A 22,899-nucleotide genomic window follows, 5' to 3' on the forward strand; every position below is an offset into this window, starting at 1 on the left:
GGCTACATCCTGTAAAGCGCGAAGCGCGCGTCCGGGATCGGCGCGTTCAGCGCCGCCGAGAGGCTAAGCGCCAGCACATCGCGGCTTTTGCGCGGATCGATGATGCCGTCGTCCCACAGCCGCGCCGAGGCATAGAGCGGATGGCTTTGTTCCTCGAACATCTCGATGGTCGGACGCTTGAAGGCGGCTTCCTCTTCGGCGCTCCAGCTTTCGCCCTTGCGCTCGATGGCTTCGCGCCGGACCGTGGCCAGCACCCCGGCGGCCTGTTCGCCGCCCATCACCGAGATGCGGGAGTTTGGCCATGTCCACAGGAAGCGCGGAGAATAGGCGCGCCCGCACATGCCATAGTTGCCCGCGCCGAAGGATCCGCCCACCAGCATGGTGATCTTGGGCACTTGCGTGGTTGCCACCGCCGTCACCAACTTGGCCCCGTCCCGCGCGATGCCGCCGCTTTCATAGGCGCGGCCCACCATGAAGCCGGTGATATTCTGCAGGAACACCAGCGGGATGCCGCGCTGCGAACACAGTTCGACGAAATGGGCGCCCTTCACGGCGCTTTCGGAAAACAGCACCCCGTTGTTGGCGACGATCCCCACGGGCATCCCCATCACATGGGCGAAACCGCAAACCAGCGTGGTGCCGTAGCGGGCCTTGAACTCGTCGAAGCGCGAGCCGTCCACCAGCCGCGCAATGACCTCGCGGATGTCATAGGGGGTTTTCAGATCGGCGGGCACGACGCCCAGCATCTCGGCCGGATCATAGGCCGGATCCTCGGGCGTGCGCAGGTCCAGCGTCTGCGGCTTGATCCGGTTCAGGTTGGCCACCGCGCGCCGGGCCAGCGCCAGCGCATGGGCATCGTCGCGGGCCAGATAGTCGGCCACGCCCGACAGCCGGGTGTGCACGTCGCCGCCGCCCAGATCTTCAGCGGTCACCACTTCGCCTGTGGCCGCTTTGACCAGCGGCGGACCGGCCAGAAAGATCGTGCCCTGATCCTTCACGATGATCGTGACATCGGACATGGCGGGCACATAGGCGCCGCCGGCGGTGCACGATCCCATGACCACGGCGATCTGCGGGATACCCTTGGCCGACATGTTGGCCTGATTGAAGAAGATGCGCCCGAAATGGTCGCGGTCGGGGAACACCTCGTCCTGGTTGGGCAGGTTGGCCCCGCCGCTGTCCACCAGATAGACGCACGGCAAGTTGTTCTGCGCGGCGATCTCCTGCGCGCGCAGGTGCTTTTTCACGGTCATCGGGTAATAGGTGCCGCCCTTCACGGTGGCGTCGTTGCAGATGACCATGACCTCGCGGCCCTCGACCCGGCCAATGCCCGCCACCGCCCCGCCGCAGGGCGAGGCCCCGTCATACAGCCCATGCGCCGCGAACAACCCGACCTCAAGGAACGGCGAGCCCGGATCCAGCAGCCGCGACACCCGTTCGCGCGGCAGGATCTTGCCGCGCGACAGATGCCGTTCGCGCGCTTTCTCGCCACCACCGGCCATGGCCAGCTGCGCCGCCTCGGCGATGCGATCCATGGCCGCCTGATGTGCGGTCTGGTTGGCCAGGAAGGTCTCCGATCCGGTGCGGATCTGACTGGTCAGTTTCATGAGGCCTCTCCCGACAACAACTGCCGCGCCATCAGCCAGCGCTGGCGGTAGGCGTATCGCGCGGCGCGGGCCACATCGGCCTGGAAACTGGCGTTGACCGTGGCCGCCACCGCGCCGCCCAGCACCGGCACGACCTGTCCCGCCTTGCGCCCGGCCAGCGACACCCCAAGCGCGCGAGCCACACGCTCGGCCACCTTGTCGGTGACCCAGCCGCCGGTCTTTTCCAGCGCCAGCCGCCCTTCGGGGGTGGCCAGATGCCGGGCCAGCGTGTTGAGGTTGTCCAGCGTCTGGCGCCGCTTGTCGCCGGCCTGCGCCGTGGCCACTTCCAGCACCATCAGCCGGAACAGCCGTTCGTCTTCGCCGATGCCATCCAGCCCATAGGAAATGCCGGTGGCCCGGACATTGCGCGCGGCCACGGTGAGCGTGGCCGGAATATCGGCGGTCATGCCCGCCATGCCGAAAAAGCCCGCGACCCCGCCAGAGGCGGCGTTCAACCCCTGCGCCCAGGCCTGCACCTGCAAGGCCGTCGCCTCGCATGCGGCCAGATCTGCACTGTCATGGTTGAACAGGAACTTCGGCAAGGTGGCCCCCGCCGCCCGGTCCGCCAGGTCCAGCGCCCGGCGCACCGCCGAGGCGGGGATCGCCTTGCCGATCAGGCTGCCCAGGGGGGCGGTCAGCCGCTCCGCCCCCTGCCCCATCCGGGTCGCCCGTGCATCCTCATAGGCGCGCTGTTCGTCCAGAACGCGGGTGATCGCATCGGTCAGGGTCTGGGTTGCGCCACGGGTCACCGGTTTGCTCACCCCATGGCCCCCATCAACTCGCGCCCGATCAGCATCCGGCGAATCTCGCTGGTGCCAGCGCCAATCTCCATCAGCTTGGCATCGCGGAACATGCGGCTGACGACGCTGTCGTTCAGGAATCCGGCCCCGCCCATGGCCTGCACCGCCTGATGCGCCACTTTCATGCCTTCCTCGGACGCATAGAGCACGCATCCGGCGGCGTCCTGCCGGGTCACCTCGCCCCGGTCGCAGGCCTTGGCGACCTCATAGGCATAGGCGCGCGACGTGTTCAGCGCCACATACATGTCGGCGATCTTGCCCTGCATCAGCTGGAAGTCCCCCACCGGCCGGCCGAACTGCTTGCGGTCGCGCATATATGGCATGACCTCGTCCATGCAGCCGGCCATGATGCCGATGTTCACCCCCGACAGGACAACCCGCTCGAAGTCCAGCCCGGACATCAGCACCCGCACGCCCTTGCCCTCGGTGCCCAGCACGTTTTCGAAGGGCACCTCGACATTGTCGAAGATCAGCTCGGCGGTGTTGGAGCCGCGCATCCCCAGCTTGTCGAAATGCGGCGAGGTAGAGAACCCGGTCATCGACTTCTCGATGATGAAGGCGGTGATGCCCTTTGAACCCGCATCTGGGTCGGTCTTGGCATAGACCACCAGCGTGTCGGCATCAGGACCATTGGTAATCCAGTATTTGGAGCCATTCAGCGTGTAATAGCCGTTCTTCTTCTCGGCCCGCAGCTTCATGCCCACCACGTCGGACCCGGCCCCGGCCTCGGACATGGCCAGCGCGCCCACGGCTTCCCCCGAAATCAGTCCCGGCAGGTATTTCGCCTTCTGCTCGGGCGTGGCGTTCAGCTTGATCTGGTTCACGCAAAGGTTCGAATGCGCCCCGTAACTGAGCGAGATCGACGCCGAGACCCGCGCCAGTTCCTCGACCACCACCAGATGCGCCAGATAGCCCATGCCGGACCCGCCGTCGGCCTCGGGCACGGTGATGCCCAGCAGGCCCAGCTCACCCATCTCGGTCCAAAGAGCGTTCGGAAAGGCATTGTCGCGGTCGGTGGCCGCGGCCAGCGGTTTCACACGCTCCTGCGCCCAACGATGCACCATGTCGCGCAGCGCGGCGATGTCTTCGCCCAGATCGAAACTCATGCTTGCGGTGAACATGCCGCTCCCTCCCCTTGGCGTCCGTTCGCCGGACGCGCCTTCTGATTTAATTGTACGCTTGTTTAATTCTTGGGATCAAGTCCCAAACGCATGCGCGGTGCCGCGGACCCGCGCGCCGTTCCGACAGTCTCCGAATGAACGGTTCGTCTATCTGGCCGCCAGCAGGGCCTCGATCTCGGCCCGGTCGGGCATCGACCGCGCGGCCCCGGGGCGTGTCACCGACACACCGGCGGTGGCGACGCCGAAGCGCGCGGCCTCCACCGCCCCGGCGCCGCTGGCAAGGGCCGCAGCAAAGCCGCCGTTGAAGGCATCGCCTGCGCCGGTGGTTTCCACGACCGGACCGGCGGTGATGGCGGGAATGTGCAGGCTGCGGTCGCGCCCGTGCAGCAGCACACCGTTTTCGCCCAGCGTGACCACGACCCGGCCGACGCCTTTTTCCAACAGTGCCTCTGCCGCCCGGCGAGCGTCCTCGACACTATGCACGGCGATGCCGGTCAGCCCCTCAGCCTCGGATTCATTGGGGGTCAGGTAGTCGCACAACGCCAGCATGTCGTCGGGCAGAGACGCCGCAGGCGCCGGGTTCAGGATCGTGACCGCCCCGGCCTCGCGCGCCAGCTCCAGCGCCCGGTAGGCGGCATCGCGCGGCTGTTCCAACTGCGTCAGCAGAACCGAGGCCTGCGCGATCTCATTGCCCCAGCCGTCCACATCGCCGGCTGAGATCGTCGCCGCCGCCCCCGGGGCCACGATGATCGCGTTGTTGCCCGAGGACTCCTCGACATAGATGAAGGCGGCACCGGTATAGGTCTCGGCGCTTTGACTGATGACCGGCGTGACGCCTGCCCCGGTCCAGACCCCCAGCGCCATCTCGGCAAAATCATCCTGGCCCAGCTTGGTCAGCATCCGCACGTCGCCCCCGGCCCGGGCCGCGGCCACCGCCTGGTTCGACCCCTTGCCGCCGGGACCCAGTACAAAGCTGTTGCCGAGGATCGTTTCCCCCAACCGGGGCATCCGCTCTGCCCGATAGGTCGTATCCGCCACGAATATCCCCAGAACCACAACGCGCGCTGTCATGCCGGCCTCCCTGTTTCGCCCATTCCGCGCCAGCCTTGCGCAAACATCGCCGGCCCGCAACTGCCTCCGCCTATGCACCCGCAGCATTGCGGGTTTGCGCTAGCATTCATTGTGCAGGTGCAGCATTCGCCTATATTCGGTTGCAGAGGCAGACAGTGCTGCCTCGTTACAGCAAACACGAAAGGCCACACCCATGGCTTTTGCAGCAGACATCCGCACCCACGACACCTCGATTGTCGAGCGTATCGAACACGCCATCGCCGCGTTCAAGCAATACCGCGCCCGTCGCGCAGTCTATCGCCAGACGGTCAATGAACTGTCGATCCTCAGCGATCGCGACCTGAATGACCTGGGCATCTCGCGCTGGGACATTCCCCTTGTGGCGCGCGACGCCGCAAACCTCATCTGAAACAACCCTCTGGCGCGGGTTTCCGTCACCGGGACCAGCGCGCACCGGGTTCTGCCGAAACCAAGAAAGGTTCATACCATGGCTTTCACTGCAGACATCCGCTCTTACGAGACCTCCATCGTCGACCGCATCGAGCGTGCCATCGACGGCTACAAGGCCCAACGCGCCCTGCGCGCAACATATCGCAAGACCGTCCACGAGCTGATGCTCCTGAACGACCGGGATCTGAACGATCTGGGCATTGACCGCCAGGACATTCCCGCCGTGGCCCGCGAAGCCGCAGGCCTAAAGTAACCCATCCCTCTGGCGCGGGTCCCCGACAGACGGGACCAGCGCGCATCGGGTCCTGCCGAAACCAAGAAAGGTTCATACCATGGCTTTCACTGCAGACATCCGCACCCGCGACACCTCGGTCTTCCAGCGCATCGAACGCGCCGTCGACGCCTACATCTCCAAACGCGCCCTGCGCGCAAGCTATCGCCAGACCGTCCACGAACTGAAGGCCCTGAGCGATCACGACCTGAACGATCTGGGCATTGCCCGGCAGGATATTCCTGCCGTGGCCCGCAAATCGGTCGGCCTGTAGTCATTCCTTTCCCGGCGCGATGGTCCCCTGAAACCGTGGGACTGCGCGCATTGGGCCGGGCCCGAGCCGCCGCTGAAAGTGCACGGCTGACGCCCCGCTGCCCCCCCTTCTCCCTCACGCTTCTCCCGGCCGGTCCCGCATCAAGGCGCGATCGGCCGGACCTATCTTTGAGCCACCTGCCACTTTGGGTGAATCCATGGCCTGGCATTTGACGCCGCCAGCATCCCTTTGCCCAGAATGTGGTCCGCGGCTTTCTCGCCGGTCATGATCGACGGTCCGTTCAGGTTGCCGTTGGGAATGCGTGGAAAGATCGAACTGTCGGCTACCCGCAACCGGTCCACCCCGATCACCCGGCACGCCGGATCGACGACCGCGTTCGGATCGTCGGCGCGGCCCATGCGACAGGTGCCGCAGGGATGATAGGCGCTTTCCACATGCTCGCGCAGGAACCCGTCCAGCTCGTCGTCGCTTTGCAGCGCCGCGCCCGGCTGGATCTCGTGTTTCACGAAGGGCTTGAACGCCTCTTGCGCGAAGATCTCGCGTGTCAGGCGGATGCAGGTGCGGAAATCCTGCCAATCCTCTGGCGTGCTCATGTAGTTGAACAGGATGCGCGGCGCGGCTGCCGGATCCGATGACGACAAGGTGATCTCGCCGCGCGAAGCGGATCGCATCGGCCCCACATGGGCCTGAAACCCATGCCCTTCCGCCGCCGCCTGCCCGTCATAGCGCACGGCGATGGGCAGGAAATGGTATTGAATGTCGGGATAGCGCACCCCGGCCTTCGAGCGGATGAAGGCCGCGCTTTCGAACTGGTTCGACGCGCCAAGCCCGCTGCGGGTGAACAGCCATTGCGCGCCGATCAGTGCCTTGCCCCAGAGGTTCCAGTATTTGAACAGGGTGACAGGCTGGCTCGCCGCCATTTGCAGATAGATTTCAAGGTGATCCTGCAGGTTCTGGCCCACGCCGGGCCGGTCCGCCAGCACCGCGATCCCATGCGCGGCCAGGTGCGCGGCCGGACCGATGCCCGACAGCATCAGCAGTTTCGGCGAATTGATCGACGAGGCCGCAAGGATCACCTCACGCCGGGCACCGATGACCTCGATCTTGCCGCCCCGGTCGATCTCGACCCCAACGGCGCGCCCGGCCTCGATCACCACCCGGCGCGCCAGACCGCGCAGCAGATCGCAATTGGGCCGTTTCAGCGTCGGTTTCAGATAGGCATTGGCCGCAGACCAGCGCTGGCCCTTCCAGACCGTCTGTTCCATCGGGCCGAAACCCTCTTGCTGGCGGCCGTTGTAATCGTCGGTGACCTGATAGCCCGCCTGCCGCCCGGCCTCGACGAAAGCCGCGTGCAGCGGGTTGTCGCGCGGACCGCGCGTGACATGCAGCGGCCCGCCGCGCCCGCGCCAGTCCGCGTCACCGCCCTGACCGCCGTCGTGCCAGTCTTCCATGCGCTTGAAATAGGGCAGCACATCGGCATAGGCCCAGCCCTCGGCGCCGCTTTCGGCCCAATGGTCGTAGTCCCCGGCATGACCGCGCACATAGACCATCCCGTTGATCGAGGACGATCCGCCGATGACCTTGCCGCGCGGGGTGACCAGCCGCCGCCCACCCAGATGCGGCTCGGGCTCGGTCTTGAAGCCCCAGTCATAGCGCGACATGTTCATCGGATAGCTCAGCGCGGCGGGCATCTGGATCAGCGGCCCAGCATCGGTGCCGCCATGTTCGATGACCAGAACCGAGGCCCCGGCCTCGGACAACCGGTAGGCCATGGCGCAGCCCGCAGATCCGGCCCCGACGATCACGTAATCCGCTTGCATGGCAGGCTCCTCAGTACGGGGCTTCGACATCGCCCATGCCGACATAGACGGTCTTGAGCTGCGAATAATGCTCGATCGCGGCCTTGGCGTTCTCGCGCCCGACGCCGCTGGCCTTGACGCCGCCGAAGGGCATTTCCACCGGGGTCAGATTGTAGGTGTTGATCCAGCAGGTGCCGGCCTCGAACCCAGCCGCAACGCGGTGGGCGCGGGCCAGATCGCGGGTAAACACACCTGCCGCCAGCCCAAAGGCGGTGGCATTGGCGCGGGCCAGAACCTCGGCTTCATCGTCGAAATCCAGCACCGACAGGACCGGGCCAAAGATTTCCTCGCGGGCGATGGTCATCTGGTCGGTGACATCGGCAAAGATCGTCGGCGCGATATAGCAACCGGGACGGTCCAGCCGCGTTCCGCCCAGCACCAGCCGCGCGCCTTCGGCCACGCCCTTGGCGATATAGTCCAGCACGATCTGCCCCTGCGCCTCGGTGGCCATGGGGCCGAAATTGGTGGCCTCGTCCAGCGGATCGCCGATCACCGCCGTGCCGACGCGGGCGGCGAGACAGTCCAGGAACGCGTGTTTCAGCGCCTTGTGGACGAAAACACGGGTGCCGTTGGAACAGATCTGGCCCGAGGAATAGAAATTCGCGTTGATCGTCGCGCTGACGGCGTTTTCCAGATCCGCGTCCTCGAAGATCACCAGCGGAGATTTCCCCCCCAGTTCCATCGTCACATGCTTGATCCCCGCCGCCGCCGCCGCATAGACCTTGCGGCCCGTGGGGACCGAGCCTGTCAGCGACACCTTGTCGACCCGCGCATCGCCCACCAGCGCGGCGCCGACCGCGCCCATGCCCTGCACCACGTTGAACACGCCGTCGGGCAGGCCTGCTTCGGTCAGGATCTCGGCCAGTTTCAGCGCCCCCAAGGGCGTGGTTTCCGAGGGTTTGAAAATCATCACATTGCCGCAGGCCAGCGCCGGGGCCGCCTTCCAGCAGGCGATCTGGGTGGGATAGTTCCAGGCGCCGATGCCGACACAGATCCCCAGCGGCTCGCGGATCGTATAGGCGAAATCATCGCCAAGCTGGATATGCTCGCCGGTCAGGCTGCCGGCCAGCCCGCCGAGGTATTCCAGCGCGTCGGCGCCGCTGGCCGCATCGGCCACCAGCGTTTCCTGCAACGGCTTGCCGGTGTCCAGCGTTTCCAGAACCGACAGGTCGCGGTTGCGGTCGCGGATCAGGTCGGCAGCGCGGCGCAGGATGCGGCCGCGTTCGGTGCCAGTCATGGCGCGCCACGCCGGCAGGGCCGCCTGCGACGCCGCCAGCGCCTGTTCCACCACGGCGGGGGTCGCCGCGTGCAGATGCGCGATCGTGCTGCCATCGGCGGGATAGATCACCGCTATCGGTTCCCCGGCGGTGTCCTCGACGAAGGCGCCGTTGATATAGTGGCTGGCGCGGGGCTGGGCGGTCTGGGGCATTGGGTCACTCTCCGCGCGGGAAGCGCTGGTTTTCTTCGACTTTGTTCAGGTCCATGTGGTTGCGCATGAACCGTTCTGAAGCTTGTTGCAGGGGCTGGAAGTCCCACGGGAAATAGCGGCCGTTGCGCAGCGCCTCGTAGACGATCCAACGGCGGGCCTGGCTTTCGCGCACCTGCGCATCGAATTGCGCCAGATCCCAGCGGTCGGCGGCCAGATCGCGGAAATGGGCCAGGGTTTCGGCATGGGCGGGATCGTCGGCAAGGTTGGCCAACTCGTGCGGATCGGCGTCCAGATCGAACAATTGCTCGGGGTCCAGCACGCAGTTGGTGTATTTCCAGCGCCCGGCCCGCAGCGCGATCAGCGGCGCATTCGAGGCTTCGGCGGCATATTCCATCGCCACCGGCTTGCCCCGCGCGTCGCCAGGTCCGACCCCGGCCAGCGACACCCCTTCGACCCAGGGGGAGACCTCTTGCAGGTCGACGCCCGCCAGTTCGCACAAGGTCGGCGTCACATCCAGCGTCGAAACCGGATCGTCCACGCGCCCGGCCGTCATGCCCGGTGCCGCGATCATCAGCGGCACCCGCGCCGAGCCTTCATAGAAGCACATCTTGAACCACAGCCCACGCTCGCCCAGCATGTCGCCGTGGTCGGACACGAAGACGATCACCGCCTCTTGCCGCGTGGCCTCCAGCGCCCTCAGGATTTCTCCGATCTTGTCGTCCAGATACGAAATATTGGCGAAATAGGCGCGGCGCGACCGGGCGATATCGGTCTCGGTGATGTCGAAACTGCGCCAGTCGTTGGCGTCGAAGATGCGCTTGGAATGGGCGTCCTGATCCGCATAGGGCATGGCCGGGATCTGCGGCGCCAGATGGGCGCAATCTTCGTACAGGTCCCAGTAGTCCTTGCGCGCCACATAAGGATCATGCGGATGGGTGAAGCTGACCGTCAGGCACCACGGGCGCGGATCATGGCCGCGCGCCAGATCGCGGATCTTTGCGGTGGCGTGGAAGGCGACCTCGTCGTCGTATTCCATCTGGTTGGAGGTTTCCGCCACCCCCGCTCCGGTCACCGACCCCATGTTGTGATACCACCAGTCGATGCGTTCGCCGGGCTTGCGGTAATCCGGGGTCCAGCCGAAATCGGCAGGGTAGATGTCGGTGGTCAGGCGCTGTTCGAACCCGTGCAACTGGTCGGGACCGACGAAATGCATCTTGCCCGACAGGCAGGTCTGGTAGCCAGCGCGGCGCAGGTGATGGGCATAGGTCGGAATGTCCGACGTGAACTCGGCGGCATTGTCATAGACCCGCGTTCGCGACGGCAGCAGCCCCGACATGAAGCTGGCCCGCCCCGGCGCGCACAGCGGCGAGGCGGTATAGGCATTGGCATAGCGGGTCGAGCGTGCCGCCAGCGCCTTGAGGTTCGGCGCATGCAGCCAATCGGCCGGACCGTCGGGAAACAGCGTGCCGTTCAACTGGTCGACCATCAAGATAAGGAAGTTGGGACGGGTCATGAACGTGCCTCCGCAGCGATGGCCATGTCCAGATAGGCCATGACATGGCGCACGGCGGCCTCGGCCCGTGGGCCGTCGGCCTTCAGGACCTGACGGATATAGAGCCCGTCGATCAGGGCGCCGGTGGTTTCGGCGATATCCTCGGCCCGCGCGCCGACAAGGGGGCGCAGATCATGCACAAGATTGCTGTGCAGACGCCGCCGATACAGCCGCAACAGCCGCAGCGTGGCGTCGGAATTCAGCGCGTGCACATAGAAGTTCAGCCAGGCCGCCACCACGCCGGGCCGGAAACTGGCCGGGGCGAAACAGGTCTGGACGACGGCCCGAAGCCGCGCCCGCGGGTCCGTCTGCCCGGCCAGCGCCAAGCGGGCCTCGGCCCCGAAATCGGTCAGAACGGTGCGCATCGCGGCCAGGAACAGCTTGTCCTTGCTGCCGAAATAGTGATGCGCCAGGGCACTGGACACCCCCGCCCGGCGGGCGATCTGGCTCATCGTCACCTCAAGCGACCCGGCCGCGCCGATCTCGGCGATGGTGGCGGCCACCAGCGTCTGGCGGCGGATCGGCTCCATTCCCAGTTTTGGCATTTTCAACCTTACCTGTTGCAAAATTCATTCTTTCGGTTCTTAATTGACTCGTCAATCAATAAAACACGGGGAGTCCTCATGACCAAATTCCTGACCAGCACGGCGTTGGCGCTGACCCTCACCGCCACCACCGCCGCCGCCGATTGCGGCGAAGTCAATTTTGCCGATGTTGGCTGGACCGACATCACCGCCACCACTGCAGCCACCACGGTGATCCTGGATGCGCTTGGCTACGAGACTGACGTGAAGGTCCTGTCGGTGCCAGTGACCTATACCTCGATGGCCAAGGGCGACATCGACGTGTTCCTCGGCAACTGGATGCCGACGATGGAGGCCGACATCGCCCCCTACCGCGAGGCGGGCACCGTCGACACCGTACGCGAGAACCTTGAAGGCGCGAAATACACACTGGCGACCAATGCTGCAGGGGCCGCCTTGGGCATCACTTCTTTCGCTTCTATCGCAGACCATGCCGACGCGCTGGACGAGACCATCTATGGCATCGAGCCAGGCAATGACGGCAATCGCCTGATCATGGACATGTTCGCGGCCGACGCCTTTGGTCTGAAGGATTTCGAGGTCAAGGAAAGTTCGGAACAGGGGATGCTGGCGCAGGTGGCCCGCGCCTCCCGCAAGGGCGATCCGGTGGTCTTCCTGGGGTGGGAACCGCATCCGATGAACGCCAATTTCGAGCTGACCTATCTGGAAGGCGGCGACGACTGGTTCGGCCCCGATTTCGGCGGCGCGACGGTCTATACCAACACCCGCGCGGGCTATGTGGACGAATGCCCCAACGTCGGCGCGCTGTTGAAGAACCTGAAGTTCACGCTGGCCATGGAAAACGAGATCATGGGCGCGATCCTGAACGATGGCGAAGATCCCGACGATGCCGCAGAAGCCTGGATGAAAGCCAATACCGATGTGGTGACGGGCTGGCTCGATGGTGTGACAACCATTGATGGCGGCGACGCGAAGGCCGCGGTTGCGGCAGAACTGGCGGACTGACGATCCTGACCCTCCGGGTCCGCCCGGAGGGTTGAACCGAAAGGGGCGCCATGACCTGGCTGACAGAAAACAAGATCCCGGTCGGAGACTGGGCGGAAGCCTTCTTTGACTGGTTGCAGGTGAATGGCGCCTGGGCCTTCGACGGGTTGGCCGAGGCCATGGAATGGCTGATCGAGGCGATCCTCTGGGTGCTGCAAACGCCGCATCCGCTGATCGTCGTCGCGGTCTTCGCGCTGGCGGCCTATGGCTTGCAGCGCAGTGTGAAAATCTCGGCTTTCGTGGTGCTGGGCTTCCTGTTCATCCTGAACCAGGGCTATTGGGAAGAAACCACCGAAAGCCTGACGCTGGTGCTGTCGGCCTGTGTGGTCTGCATGGGGGTCGGCGTGCCCATCGGCATCGCCGCCGCGCACCGCCCGCACCTGTACCAGGCGATGCGGCCGGTGCTTGACCTGATGCAGACCCTGCCCACCTTCGTCTACCTGATCCCGGCGATCGTGTTCTTCGGCATCGGCATGGTGCCGGGGCTGATCGCCACGGTGATCTTCGTGCTGCCGGCTCCGATCCGGCTGACGCAACTGGGCGTGGCCTCCACCCCGAAACCGCTGCTGGAGGCCGCGCAAGCCTTCGGAGCCACACCCTCGCAGACCCTGTGGAAGGTCGAATTGCCCTATGCGCTGCCGCAGATCATGACCGGGCTGAACCAGACCATCATGCTGTCGCTGTCGATGGTGGTGATCGCGGCACTGGTTGGTGCCGACGGGCTGGGGGTGCCGGTGGTGCGGGCCCTGAACCAGGTCAACACCGGGCTGGGCTTTGAAAGCGGCTTCATCATCGTGGTGGTCGCCATCCTGCTGGACCGGATGCTGAGGGTGCGGGATCAATGAGCGCTGCTGTCGAATTCGACGATGTGAACATCGTCTTTGGGGATCGTCCCGATGCCGCCCTGCCGCTGATGGATGCCGGCCAGTCCCGCCCCGAGATCCAGGAGCAAACCGGCCAGGTTCTGGGGGTCCACAACGCCAGCCTGTCGGTGGCCGAGGGCGAAATCCTTGTGCTGATGGGCCTGTCGGGATCGGGCAAATCCACGCTTCTGCGCGCGGTCAACGGGCTGAACCCGGTGGTGCGCGGCGAGGTGCGCGTAAATGACGGCGACCGCATGGTCTCGGTCACCCATGCCGATGCCCGCACGTTGCGCCACATCCGCCAGCATCGCGTCGCCATGGTGTTCCAGCAGTTCGGCCTGCTGCCGTGGCGCAGCGTCCGCGAAAACGCCGGGCTGGGGCTGGAACTCGCGGGCATGAACCCCGCCGAACGCCGCCGCAAGATCGACGAACAGCTTGAGCTTGTGGGGCTGTCGGACTGGGCCGAGCACAAGGTCGGCGAACTCTCCGGCGGCATGCAGCAGCGCGTCGGGCTGGCCCGCGCCTTTGCCACGGATGCGCCGATCCTGCTGATGGACGAGCCGTTTTCGGCGCTCGACCCGCTGATCCGCAGCCGCCTTCAGGACGAGCTGATCGAGCTTCAGGGACGGCTTCGCCGCACCATCATCTTCGTCAGCCACGATCTGGACGAGGCTTTCAAGCTGGGCGACCGCATCGCCATCATGGAAGGCGGGCGGATCGTGCAATGCGGCACCCCCCGCGACATCTTCTCGGATCCGGCCTCGGACTATGTGGCCGACTTCGTGGCCCATATGAACCCACTGGGGGTGCTGACGGCCCGCGACGTGATGGGTCCGGCGGCGGGCACGGACGCGCCGCGCATCGATCCTGAAACCACCGTCGCCGATGTGATGGAGCAACTGTCAGACGACGGCCAGATGCTGGTCGAGGAAGACGGCAAGATCATCGGCGCGGTCACCGCGCAGACCGTGGTCGAACGCCTGAAGGGCTAGGCCCGGATCGCTGCGTATTTCATCGTCCCGGCACGGGGGCGATGAAGTTTTGACGACAATCAGGCCCGGGCTGATTTCGATCAAGGCGGCCTGTCGCGGCGTCTTATTTCTGTCGGTCTGTCGCGCTATGCCAAGGCGCAGTCATTACTCAAGGAACCCAGATTGTCCCAGAACGGCAGGTCCTTCCCGATCCCGGTTTTCGCCCGCGATCCGGCCACCGCACCCGGCAGCGCGCCAGCGCGGCTGGCGCCGCGTCGATCCGCAACGGCCCCTGGGCGACCAGCGGGGCATCGGTGGCGGCGCTGCCATCGCCGGAGGCAGCCATTGGCACTTGCAACACCCCGTGGCAGAGGCCCATTCTGCCCCAAACCTCCACGGGGCACCTGCTCCGGAAAGGACACCTGATGAAGATTCTGCGCAACACGCCCTTCGACCAGCTTGCCGTGGGCATGGAAGCCGAAACCCGCCGGCTGTGCGTGGCCGATGACCTCTATGTCTTTGCCCATGCCTCGGGCAATTTCAATCCGCTGCACCTGGCCTCGGAAGACGGCGATGGCGACGGGCTGCCCGAAGCGGTGGCACCGGGCGCCTGGGTCGGGGCGCTGATCTCGGCGGTGCTGGGCAACCAGTTGCCGGGGCCGGGCACCGTGTACCTCAGCCAGAGCTACCGCTTTCTGGGCCGTGCCATTGCCGGCGACGAACTGATCGCCAAGGTGCGGCTGACCGGCAAGGGCGCGGGCAACCGCGTCACCTTCGACACCTGGGTCGAACTGGCGGACGGCACCCGCATCCTGGATGGCGAGGCCGAGGTGATCGCCCCCGCCGGCGACATCAGCTTCGACGCCGCCGAGATGCCCGGTCTCAGCGTGCAGCGGCACCGGCATTTCGACAAGCTGCTGGCCGAGGCCGAACCGCTGGACCCTGTGCCCACTGCGGTGGTGGCACCCGAAGAGACCAATTCGCTGGGCGGCGCGCTGCTGGCCCATGACCACACCATCATCCAGCCGATCCTGATCGGTGACAGCGCCAAGATCACCGCCGCCGCGCAGGAGCTTGGGGCCGATATCTCGGGGCTTGAGGTGATCCACGTGGACACCCACCGCGATGCCGCCGCCCTGGGCGTCAAGCTGGTGCTGGAGGGCAAGGTGCAGGCGCTGATGAAGGGCCATCTGCACACCGACGACCTGCTGCGGCAGGTGATGAAACGCGAGGGCGGGCTGCGCATCGGACGGCGGCTGAGCCATATCTTCGTGATGGATGTGCCGGGGCTGGATCACCTGCTGTTCGTCACCGATGCGGCGATCAACATCGCGCCGGATCTGGAAACCAAGGTCGACATCACCCAGAACGCCATCGACCTCGCCCGCGCGCTAGGGATCGAGACCCCGAAGGTGGGCGTACTGTCGGCGGTGGAAACGGTGACCACCAAGATCCCCTCGACGCTGGATGCGGCGGTGCTGTCGAAAATGGCCGATCGCGGCCAGATCCGCGGCGGCATGGTGGACGGGCCGCTGGCCATGGACAATGCCATCGACATGGGGGCGGCGCGCACCAAGGGCATCAAGTCGATGGTTGCAGGCCGCGCCGAGATCCTGATCGCGCCGAACATGGAAAGCGGCAACATGCTGGCCAAGGAACTGACCTTCGTGGCCCACGCCGAGGCCGGCGGCATCGTTCTGGGTGCCCGCTGCCCGATCATCCTGACCTCGCGCTCCGATGACGACAAGGCGCGGCTGGCCTCCTGCGCCATCGCCGCGCTCTATGCGAAAAGGACCGCCCTGTGAGCCGCATCCTGACACTGAATTCCGGATCCTCCTCGATCAAGTTTTCGGTCTATGCGGCGGGCGATGCGCCTGCCCGGATGGCCGAGGGTCAGGTGGACCGGCTGGGCTCGGACGCGGCCGCGCTGACGCTGAAATGGCAGGGCACCAGGACCACCGCGCAGATCGGTCAGGTCGATCATCGGGGCGGGTTGCAGGCCATTCTGGACGCGCTGCGCCCGGTCCTGGCCGGGGCCGAGGTGGCCGGCGTGGGCCATCGCATCGTGCACGGCGGGCCGCGCTTCGACGCCCCGGCACTGCTGGACGACGACACGCTGACCTATCTGGAAGGGTTCGAGGCTTTCGCCCCGCTGCACCAGCCGCACAATCTGGCCGCCGTGCGGGGTGCGCGTCTGGCCTTTCCCGCCGCGGTGCAACTGGGCTGTTTCGACACCGCCTTTCATCGCGGTCATCCCTGGGTCAACGATACCTTTGCCCTGCCCCGCAGTTTCTATGACGAGGGCGTGCGCCGCTACGGGTTTCACGGGCTCAGCTATGCCTATATCGCAGGGGAACTGGCGCGGTTGGATCCGGGGGCGGCGCAGGGTCGGACCGTGGTGGCGCACCTGGGCAACGGCGCCTCAATGTGCGCCCTGCACGACGGAAAGTCGGTGGACTCGACCATGGGGTTCTCGGCGCTGGAGGGGCTGGCCATGGGCACCCGTTGCGGCCAGCTCGATCCCGGCGTGATGCTCTACCTGCTGCAACAACGCGGGATGACGCCAGAGGCGGTGTCGGACCTGCTGTACAAGCAAAGCGGGCTAAAGGGGCTATCGGGCCTGTCCAACGACATGCGCGAGTTGGAGGCCGCCGATACCGAGGCGGCGCGCGAGGCCATCGCCTATTTCGTCTCGCGGATCCGGCGCGAATTGGGGGCCATGGCGGCTGTTCTGGGCGGGCTGGATACGGTGGTGTTCACCGGCGGCATCGGCGAGAATTCGGCGCAGGTACGGGCGCAGGCCTGTGCCGGGATGGACTGGCTGGGGATCACGCTGGATGCGACGGCCAATGCCCAGGCGGCGCACGTGATCTCGACCGGGCCGGTGACCGTGCGTGTCATCCCGACCGACGAGGAACTGGTCATCGCGCGGGCGGTGAACGCGCGGATTGATGGCTGACGCAGGGGCCTTGAATTTCTTGTCTCCGGCGGGAGTATTTTTGCCCAGAAAAAGCCTGTGGGGTGGCAGGGCAGCGGTTGCGGTAGGTCACGGCCTCGGCCAGTCTGGGACCATGGCGGGTTTCTGGGCACCGGGTGTGCGGCTTTTTCATCTGATCTTGCTGGTGCTTTTTTCGATCTGCGGGACCGCGCGGGCCGATGAGGTCACCGTCTTCGCCGCCGCCAGCCTGAAGACCGCGCTGGATGAGGTGGCCGCCGGCTGGGAAGCCGCGACCGGGCACCACGTGCGGGCGGCCTATGCGGGCAGTTCAGGGCTGGCGCGCCAGATCGCGCAGGGCGCGCCCGCCGACCTGTTCATCTCGGCCAACACCGCCTGGATGGATTGGCTGGAGGTCGAAGGCGCGATTGATCCGGGCAGCCGCCGCGCTTTGCTGGGCAACCGGCTGGTGCTGGTCGGGCCGGCAGGGGCGCCGCCGCTGGACCTGGCCGCGCTGCCGACGAAGCTGGGCAGCGGGCGGTTGGCGATGGCGCTGGTCGACGCGGTGCCGGCGGGGATCTACGGGCGTGCGGCGCTGGAGCATCTGGGCCTGTGGCCGGATCTTCGGGCGCAGGTGGTGGAGACCGACAACGTGCGTGCCGCACTGGCCCTGGTGGCGATTGGAGCGGCGCAGATGGGAATTGTCTATGGCACCGATGCGCGGGCCGAGCCGCGGGTGGCGGTGCGGGCGGCGTTCGATCCGCAAAGCCATCCGCCGATCCTCTATCCCGCAGCCCTGATGCCGGGTGCCTCTGCGGTGGCGGCCGCCTTTCTGACCTATCTGTCGGAGCCGGAGGCCGGCGCGGTTTTCACACGCCATGGCTTCGCGGTGATACCGTGAGCGGGTTTTCCCCCGAGGTCTGGCAGGCCATCGCGCTGTCACTGAAAGTGTCGTTCTGGGCGGTGGCGGCCAGCCTGCCGTTCGGCATCTTCGTGGCTTATGCACTGGCGCGCTGGCGGTTTCCGGGCAAGGGGGTGGTCAACGGGTTGGTGCATCTGCCGTTGATCCTGCCACCTGTGGTGACCGGCTATCTGCTGTTGCTGACCTTCGGTCCGCAGGGGCCGCTGGGCCGGGGGCTGGCGGTGCTGGGCCTCGAGGTGGCGTTCCGCTGGACCGGGGCGGCGCTGGCCGCCGCGATCATGGCGTTTCCGCTGATGGTACGCGCCATCCGCCTGGCGATCGAGGCTGTGGATCCGAAGCTGGAGGAGGCCGCTGGCACGCTGGGCGCACCGCCGCTGTGGGTCTTTGCCACTGTCACCCTGCCGATGGCCGCGCCGGGCATCCTGGCGGGCGCGGTTCTGGGTTTTGCCAAGGCGATGGGCGAGTTTGGCGCCACCATCACCTTCGTCTCGTCGATCCCCGGCGAGACCCGCACCGTGCCCTCGGCGATCTATGCCTTCCTACAGGTGCCCGGCGCGCAACCGGCAGTTTTCTGGCTGGTGGCCCTGTCGGTGGCGGTGGCCATGGCGGCCCTGCTGGTGTCGGAACTGGTGGCGGCGCGCATCGCGGCGCGGGTGCGCGGACGATGAGCGTCTCCGTTGCCCTGTCCCACGCCCTGCCCGGCTTTGCCCTGAACGTGGGCTTCGAGGCCCCCGACGGGGTGACCGCCCTGTTCGGCCGTTCGGGTTCGGGGAAAACCAGCGTGGTCAATGCCATGGCCGGGTTGCTGCGGCCCGACCGGGGGCGCATTTCGGTGGGGGGCGAGGTCCTGTGCGACACGGACTCCGGTCTGTGGCTGCCGCCGTACCGCCGCCGCGTGGGCTATGTGTTTCAGGATGCACGGCTGTTTCCGCATCTGAACGTGCGCGACAACCTGGAGTACGGCCAGCGTTTCTCGCGGCGCGGGCGGCGCGCGGGCATCGACCATGTGGTCGGGCTGTTGGGGCTGGAGGCGCTGCTGGCGCGTCGTCCCGGTGCCCTCTCGGGGGGCGAGCGCCAGCGGGTTGCCATTGGCCGGGCCTTGTTGTCGGACCCGCGCATCCTGTTGCTGGATGAACCGCTGGCCGCGCTGGACGAGGCCCGCAAGGCCGAGATCCTGCCGCATCTGGAGCGGCTGCGCGACGACAGCCGCATTCCCATCATCTTCGTCAGCCATTCGGCCTCAGAAGTGGCGCGGCTGGCGACCACGGTGGTGGCCATGGACGCGGGCCGGGTGGAGCGCGTGGGTCCCGCCGCCGAGGTGCTGTCGGATCTCTCGGCAGTGCGCACCATCGGTGTGCGCGAGGCCGGTTCGGTCCTGACCGGGCAAGTGGCGGCGCATCATTCGGACGGGCTGAGCGAGGTGCGGGTCTCGGCCGGATCGCTGTTCCTACCGCGCTTCGGGGCGGCAGTGGGGGCACGGGTCCGTGTGCGGATCGAGGCGCAGGACGTGATCCTCGCCCGTGGGCGGCCCGAAGGGTTGTCGGCGCTGAACATCCTGCCCGGCGAGGTCATCGAGATGCGCGGCGGCACCGGGCCGGGGGTCATGGTGCAGTTGCAGATCGGCGCCGACCGCCTGCTGGCGCGGGTCACGCGGCGGTCGGCCGAGGCGCTGGGGCTGGCACCCGGCGCGCCCTGTCACGCGGTGGTGAAATCGGTCTCGGTGGCGCGGCTGGACGTGGGTGTTGTGGACACGGTCAATCCGGGCGAGGATCAAGCCGCGCCCGTCACGGCGGGCAGGGAACAAGATGCGCCCGGCACGGCGGGCGATGATCAAGGCGCGCCCGGCATGGCGGGCGACAGCGGGGAGAAAACGCGATGAAGAACCTTCTGTCGGGACTGGTGATGGCGGCCTTGGCAGGCGCGGCGGGAGCCGAGACGCTTGAAGGCCGGGCGCAGATGCCTTCCGGCGTGCAGACACCGGGCGGCGCAACGTTCGAGGCGGTGCTGGAAGACATCTCGCTGGCCGATGCACCTGCGGTTGAACTGGGCCGCAGCGCCTTTGCCCCGCCGCAGACCTATGGCTGGCCCTTTTCCATCGACTATGACACCGCCGCACTGGACCCGCGCCACAGCTATGCGGTGCGAGGGCGGGTGACCGGGGCAACGGGGCAGCTTCTGTTTGTCACCGACACCGTGGTGCCGGTGCTGGAAGATGGCGCCGATGCCCCTGTCCTGAACCTCGTGGCTGTCGCCGGGGCCGACCAGCCGGTTGTCGGGGCGCATGGTCTGCGCCTGCCCGCGACCTTCACCGGCACCCTGCCCTGCGCCGATTGCGAGGGCATCGCGCATCACCTGGATCTGTGGCCCGACCAGACCTATCACCTGCGCCGCATCTGGCAGGGCAAGACGCCGCCCCTGATCCGCGACGAGGTCGGGCGATGGTACGTGGATCCGGCACGCGCCGCGCTGGTGCTGCATGGCGCCGCCGAAATGCCGCTGCAGTGGGAAATCCAGGCCCCCGATCGCCTGCGCGCGCTGGACATGCAGGGCAAGGTCATCGACAGCGACCTGCCCTATGAATTGCAAGGCACGGTCCCCCTTGAGGAAACCGATCTGGACCTGCCCTTGCAGGGCTTGGTGACATACTTTGCCGATGCGGCACAATTCGAGGTCTGCCTGTCCGGCAAGACCTACCCTGTCGAGATGTCCGGCGACTACCCGGCGCTGGAACGCGCCTATGGCGAGGCCCGCCCCACACCCGGCGCGCCGCTGCTGGCCACGGTCATGGGGCGGCTGGAACTGCGCCCGGCGATGGAAGGCCCCGACCGGCGCAGCCTGATCGTGGACCGCTTCGTCAGCATCTGGCCGGAAGGCACCTGCGACCGGCACCGGGCTCCGACGCGGCTGGAAAACACCTATTGGCGGATCGCGCAGCTGAACGGCGAAACACTCACCGCACAGCCAGGCGGGCGTGAGCCGCATCTGCTGCTGCGCGGCGGTGCCGACAACGCCTATCAGGCAACGGTCGGCTGCAACGGGCTGGGCGGCAGCTATACGCGCGACAGCGAGAACGGCCTGCGCTTCGAACGGGGCATGTCGACGCTGATGGCCTGCCCACCGCCGCTGGACGGTTGGGAACAGGCGTTCGCCGGGGTGCTGGGCGCCACCCGAAGCTGGGACATCGCGGGTCAAAGCCTGATGCTTCTGGACGACAACGGCGATGCGCTGGCGGTGCTCGACGCGGTCTATCTGCCCTGACCCGTCCTGCACTCGACCCCCGCGCGCCCCAAGTTTGCAGTGGCGCATCCCGGCATTTTCCGGCAAATCTGAGGCACGTCCCGTCAACCGAGGAAGACCCATGAGCGACACCCGCGCCAAACGCCGTTTCCGTTCGCAAGAGTGGTTTGACAATCCCAACAATCCCGGCATGACCGCGCTTTATATCGAGCGCTATCTGAACCAGGAATACACACGCGGCGAATTGCAAGGCGACCGCCCGGTGGTGGGCATCGCCCAGACCGGCAGCGACCTGGCCCCCTGCAACAAGATCCACGTCTTCCTGATGGATCGCATTAAGGCGGGCATCCGCGACGCGGGCGGCATCCCGATGGAATTCCCGGTGCACCCGATCCAGGAAACCGGCAAGCGGCCCACCGCCGCGCTGGATCGCAACCTGGCCTATCTGTCGCTGGTCGAGGTGCTGCACGGCTATCCCATCGATGGGGTGGTGCTGACCACCGGTTGCGACAAGACCACACCGGCGATGCTGATGGGTGCGGCCACTGCCGATCTGCCCGCCATCGCGCTGAACGGCGGCCCGATGCTGGACGGCTGGTGGGACGGCAAGCTGGCCGGGTCCGGCACCATTGTCTGGGAAAGCCGCCGCCTGCTGGCCGAAGGTGCCATCGACTACGAGGAATTCATGGGCCGGGTCTGCGCTTCGGCGCCGTCGCTGGGCCATTGCAACACCATGGGCACCGCCAGCACCATGAACGCCATGGCCGAGGCCCTGGGCATGACCCTGCCCGGCAACGCGGCCATTCCCGCCCCCTTCCGCGAGCGTATGGCCATGGCCTATGAAACCGGGCGGCGGGCCGTGGATATGGTGCTGGAGGATCTCAAACCCTCGGACATCCTGACCCGCGAAAGCTTCGAGAACGCCATTCTGGTCAACGCGGCCATCGGCGGCTCGACCAACGCGCCGCCGCATCTTCAGGCCATCGCCCGCCACGCCGGGGTGGAGCTGACCGTGAAGGACTGGGAAACCGTCGGCTTCGACATCCCGCTGCTGGTCAACATGCAGCCCGCCGGTGCCTATCTGGGCGAACGCTTCTACCGCGCCGGTGGCGTGCCGGCGGTGATGGGCGAATTGCTGGCCGCCGGACGTCTGCACGCGGATGCACGGGCCGCCACCGGAACCACCATGGCCGCGGCCCTGGGCAAGGCCCGCAGCACCGACACCGAGGTGATCCGCCCCTTCGACAACCCCCTGCGCGAAAACGCGGGCTTTCTGGTCCTGTCGGGCAACCTGTTCGACAGCGCCCTGATGAAGACCAGCGTGATTTCAAAGGACTTCCGCGCGCGCTTCCTCTCCGAACCGGGGCGGGAAAACATCTTCGAAGCCCGCGCCGTGGTCTTCGAAGGCCCCGAGGATTACCACGAACGGATCAACGATCCGGCACTGGAGATCGACGACCGTACCATCCTGTTCATCCGGGGCGTCGGCTGCGTCGGCTACCCCGGCTCGGCCGAGGTGGTCAACATGCTGCCCCCCGACGCGCTGGTGCAGGCCGGCGTCAACCATCTGCCGACGGTGGGCGACGGGCGACAATCGGGCACTTCGGAGAGCCCTTCGATCCTGAACGCCAGCCCCGAAAGCGTGGTCGGCGGCGGTCTGGCCCTGCTGCAGACTGGCGACAAGGTGCGGCTGGACCTCAACACCTCCAGCCTGAACGCGCTGGTGTCCGACGAAGACTGGGCCGCCCGCCGCGCCGCCTGGACCCCGCCCGAATTGCACCACCAGACCCCTTGGCAAGAGATCTACCGCACCCATGTGGGCCAATTGGCCGAGGGCGGCTGCCTGGAACTGGCCACCGCCTATCACAAGGTCGCCCGCGACCTGCCGCGCGACAATCACTAGGCCAGC

General features: G+C 66.6%; 21 protein-coding genes. 13 read left to right on the plus strand and 8 right to left on the minus strand.

What is annotated here, in order from left to right:
- Positions 1-2: 2 nt before the first annotated feature.
- The 4 genes from AB0T83_RS08495 to rbsK form a co-directional block, all read right to left on the minus strand.
- Positions 3-1,607, minus strand: a complete 1,605-nt coding sequence (locus tag AB0T83_RS08495) for a carboxyl transferase domain-containing protein (RefSeq protein ID WP_366192599.1) — start codon at positions 1,605-1,607, stop codon at positions 3-5.
- A complete protein-coding gene (locus AB0T83_RS08500) occupies positions 1,604-2,407 on the minus strand; it encodes an EcsC family protein (RefSeq protein WP_366192600.1) in 804 nt (267 codons plus the stop codon). The genes AB0T83_RS08495 and AB0T83_RS08500 overlap by 4 nt, the downstream gene beginning before the upstream one ends.
- The gene (locus tag AB0T83_RS08505; RefSeq protein WP_366192601.1) at positions 2,404-3,567 is read right to left on the minus strand and encodes an acyl-CoA dehydrogenase family protein; all 1,164 of its coding nucleotides are present in this window, start codon (positions 3,565-3,567) and stop codon (positions 2,404-2,406) included. The genes AB0T83_RS08500 and AB0T83_RS08505 overlap by 4 nt, the downstream gene beginning before the upstream one ends.
- 147 nt (positions 3,568-3,714) lie before the next feature.
- Complete coding sequence (gene rbsK / locus AB0T83_RS08510; RefSeq protein WP_366192602.1) at positions 3,715-4,638, minus strand: ribokinase; 924 nt, start codon at positions 4,636-4,638, stop codon at positions 3,715-3,717.
- 193 nt (positions 4,639-4,831) lie between these two features.
- Here rbsK and AB0T83_RS08515 point away from each other — a divergent pair, with 193 nt between their 5' ends.
- The 3 genes from AB0T83_RS08515 to AB0T83_RS08525 all read left to right on the plus strand — a co-directional run bounded on the left by AB0T83_RS08515 (position 4,832) and on the right by AB0T83_RS08525 (position 5,633).
- The gene (locus AB0T83_RS08515) at positions 4,832-5,047 is read left to right on the plus strand and encodes a DUF1127 domain-containing protein (RefSeq protein ID WP_366192603.1); all 216 of its coding nucleotides are present in this window, start codon (positions 4,832-4,834) and stop codon (positions 5,045-5,047) included.
- 78 nt (positions 5,048-5,125) lie between these two features.
- Entirely contained in the window at positions 5,126-5,341 is a 216-nt protein-coding gene (locus tag AB0T83_RS08520; RefSeq protein WP_366192604.1) for a DUF1127 domain-containing protein, read from the plus strand.
- A 79-nt stretch (positions 5,342-5,420) separates the two neighbouring features.
- Positions 5,421-5,633, plus strand: coding sequence for a DUF1127 domain-containing protein (locus AB0T83_RS08525; RefSeq protein ID WP_366192605.1), 213 nt, complete (start codon positions 5,421-5,423; stop codon positions 5,631-5,633).
- A 161-nt stretch (positions 5,634-5,794) separates the two neighbouring features.
- On the opposite strand, the gene betA is transcribed toward AB0T83_RS08525, so the two are convergent.
- Genes betA through betI form a run of 4 tightly spaced genes read right to left on the minus strand, consistent with a single transcriptional unit; the run spans position 5,795 to position 11,018 of the window.
- Entirely contained in the window at positions 5,795-7,453 is a 1,659-nt protein-coding gene (gene betA / locus AB0T83_RS08530) for a choline dehydrogenase (protein ID WP_366192606.1), read from the minus strand.
- A 10-nt stretch (positions 7,454-7,463) separates the two neighbouring features.
- Positions 7,464-8,921, minus strand: coding sequence for a betaine-aldehyde dehydrogenase (gene betB, locus AB0T83_RS08535; protein WP_366192607.1), 1,458 nt, complete (start codon positions 8,919-8,921; stop codon positions 7,464-7,466).
- 4 nt (positions 8,922-8,925) lie between these two features.
- Positions 8,926-10,434 carry a choline-sulfatase gene (gene betC / locus AB0T83_RS08540; protein ID WP_366192608.1) on the minus strand — a complete coding sequence of 503 codons (1,509 nt, stop codon included), beginning with the start codon at positions 10,432-10,434 and terminating at the stop codon, positions 8,926-8,928.
- Positions 10,431-11,018: a choline-binding transcriptional repressor BetI gene (betI, locus tag AB0T83_RS08545; protein WP_366192609.1), complete on the minus strand. Its 588-nt coding sequence runs from the start codon at positions 11,016-11,018 to the stop codon at positions 10,431-10,433. The genes betC and betI overlap by 4 nt, the downstream gene beginning before the upstream one ends.
- Before the next feature lie 78 nt (positions 11,019-11,096).
- Between betI and choX the strand changes: the two genes are divergently transcribed.
- The 10 genes from choX (at position 11,097) to AB0T83_RS08595 (ending at position 22,893) form a co-directional block, all read left to right on the plus strand.
- Entirely contained in the window at positions 11,097-12,023 is a 927-nt protein-coding gene (gene choX, locus AB0T83_RS08550) for a choline ABC transporter substrate-binding protein (RefSeq protein WP_366192610.1), read from the plus strand.
- Between the two features lie 50 nt (positions 12,024-12,073).
- On the plus strand, positions 12,074-12,907 hold the full coding sequence (gene choW / locus AB0T83_RS08555) for a choline ABC transporter permease subunit (protein WP_366192611.1): 834 nt from the start codon (positions 12,074-12,076) through the stop codon (positions 12,905-12,907).
- Complete coding sequence (gene choV, locus AB0T83_RS08560; protein ID WP_366192612.1) at positions 12,904-13,917, plus strand: choline ABC transporter ATP-binding protein; 1,014 nt, start codon at positions 12,904-12,906, stop codon at positions 13,915-13,917. Before choW ends, choV begins: the two co-directional genes overlap by 4 nt.
- 404 nt (positions 13,918-14,321) lie before the next feature.
- Entirely contained in the window at positions 14,322-15,701 is a 1,380-nt protein-coding gene (locus tag AB0T83_RS08565; protein ID WP_366192613.1) for a bifunctional enoyl-CoA hydratase/phosphate acetyltransferase, read from the plus strand.
- Positions 15,698-16,855, plus strand: a complete 1,158-nt coding sequence (locus AB0T83_RS08570) for an acetate/propionate family kinase (protein WP_366192614.1) — start codon at positions 15,698-15,700, stop codon at positions 16,853-16,855. The genes AB0T83_RS08565 and AB0T83_RS08570 overlap by 4 nt, the downstream gene beginning before the upstream one ends.
- Before the next feature lie 112 nt (positions 16,856-16,967).
- On the plus strand, positions 16,968-17,732 hold the full coding sequence (gene modA / locus AB0T83_RS08575) for a molybdate ABC transporter substrate-binding protein (protein ID WP_366192615.1): 765 nt from the start codon (positions 16,968-16,970) through the stop codon (positions 17,730-17,732).
- Positions 17,729-18,421: a molybdate ABC transporter permease subunit gene (gene modB, locus AB0T83_RS08580; RefSeq protein ID WP_366192616.1), complete on the plus strand. Its 693-nt coding sequence runs from the start codon at positions 17,729-17,731 to the stop codon at positions 18,419-18,421. The genes modA and modB overlap by 4 nt, the downstream gene beginning before the upstream one ends.
- Positions 18,418-19,632 (plus strand): molybdenum ABC transporter ATP-binding protein, encoded by a 1,215-nt coding sequence (modC, locus tag AB0T83_RS08585; protein WP_366192617.1) that lies wholly within the window; start codon positions 18,418-18,420, stop codon positions 19,630-19,632. The genes modB and modC overlap by 4 nt, the downstream gene beginning before the upstream one ends.
- Entirely contained in the window at positions 19,629-21,011 is a 1,383-nt protein-coding gene (locus AB0T83_RS08590) for an META domain-containing protein (RefSeq protein ID WP_366192618.1), read from the plus strand. The genes modC and AB0T83_RS08590 overlap by 4 nt, the downstream gene beginning before the upstream one ends.
- Positions 21,012-21,111: 100 nt before the next feature.
- Positions 21,112-22,893, plus strand: a complete 1,782-nt coding sequence (locus AB0T83_RS08595) for an IlvD/Edd family dehydratase (RefSeq protein ID WP_366192619.1) — start codon at positions 21,112-21,114, stop codon at positions 22,891-22,893.
- Positions 22,894-22,899 lie beyond the last annotated feature (6 nt).

It is taken from the genome of Meridianimarinicoccus marinus, from assembly GCF_040689105.1.
In the GTDB taxonomy this organism is placed as follows: Bacteria; Pseudomonadota; Alphaproteobacteria; order Rhodobacterales; family Rhodobacteraceae; genus Meridianimarinicoccus; species Meridianimarinicoccus marinus.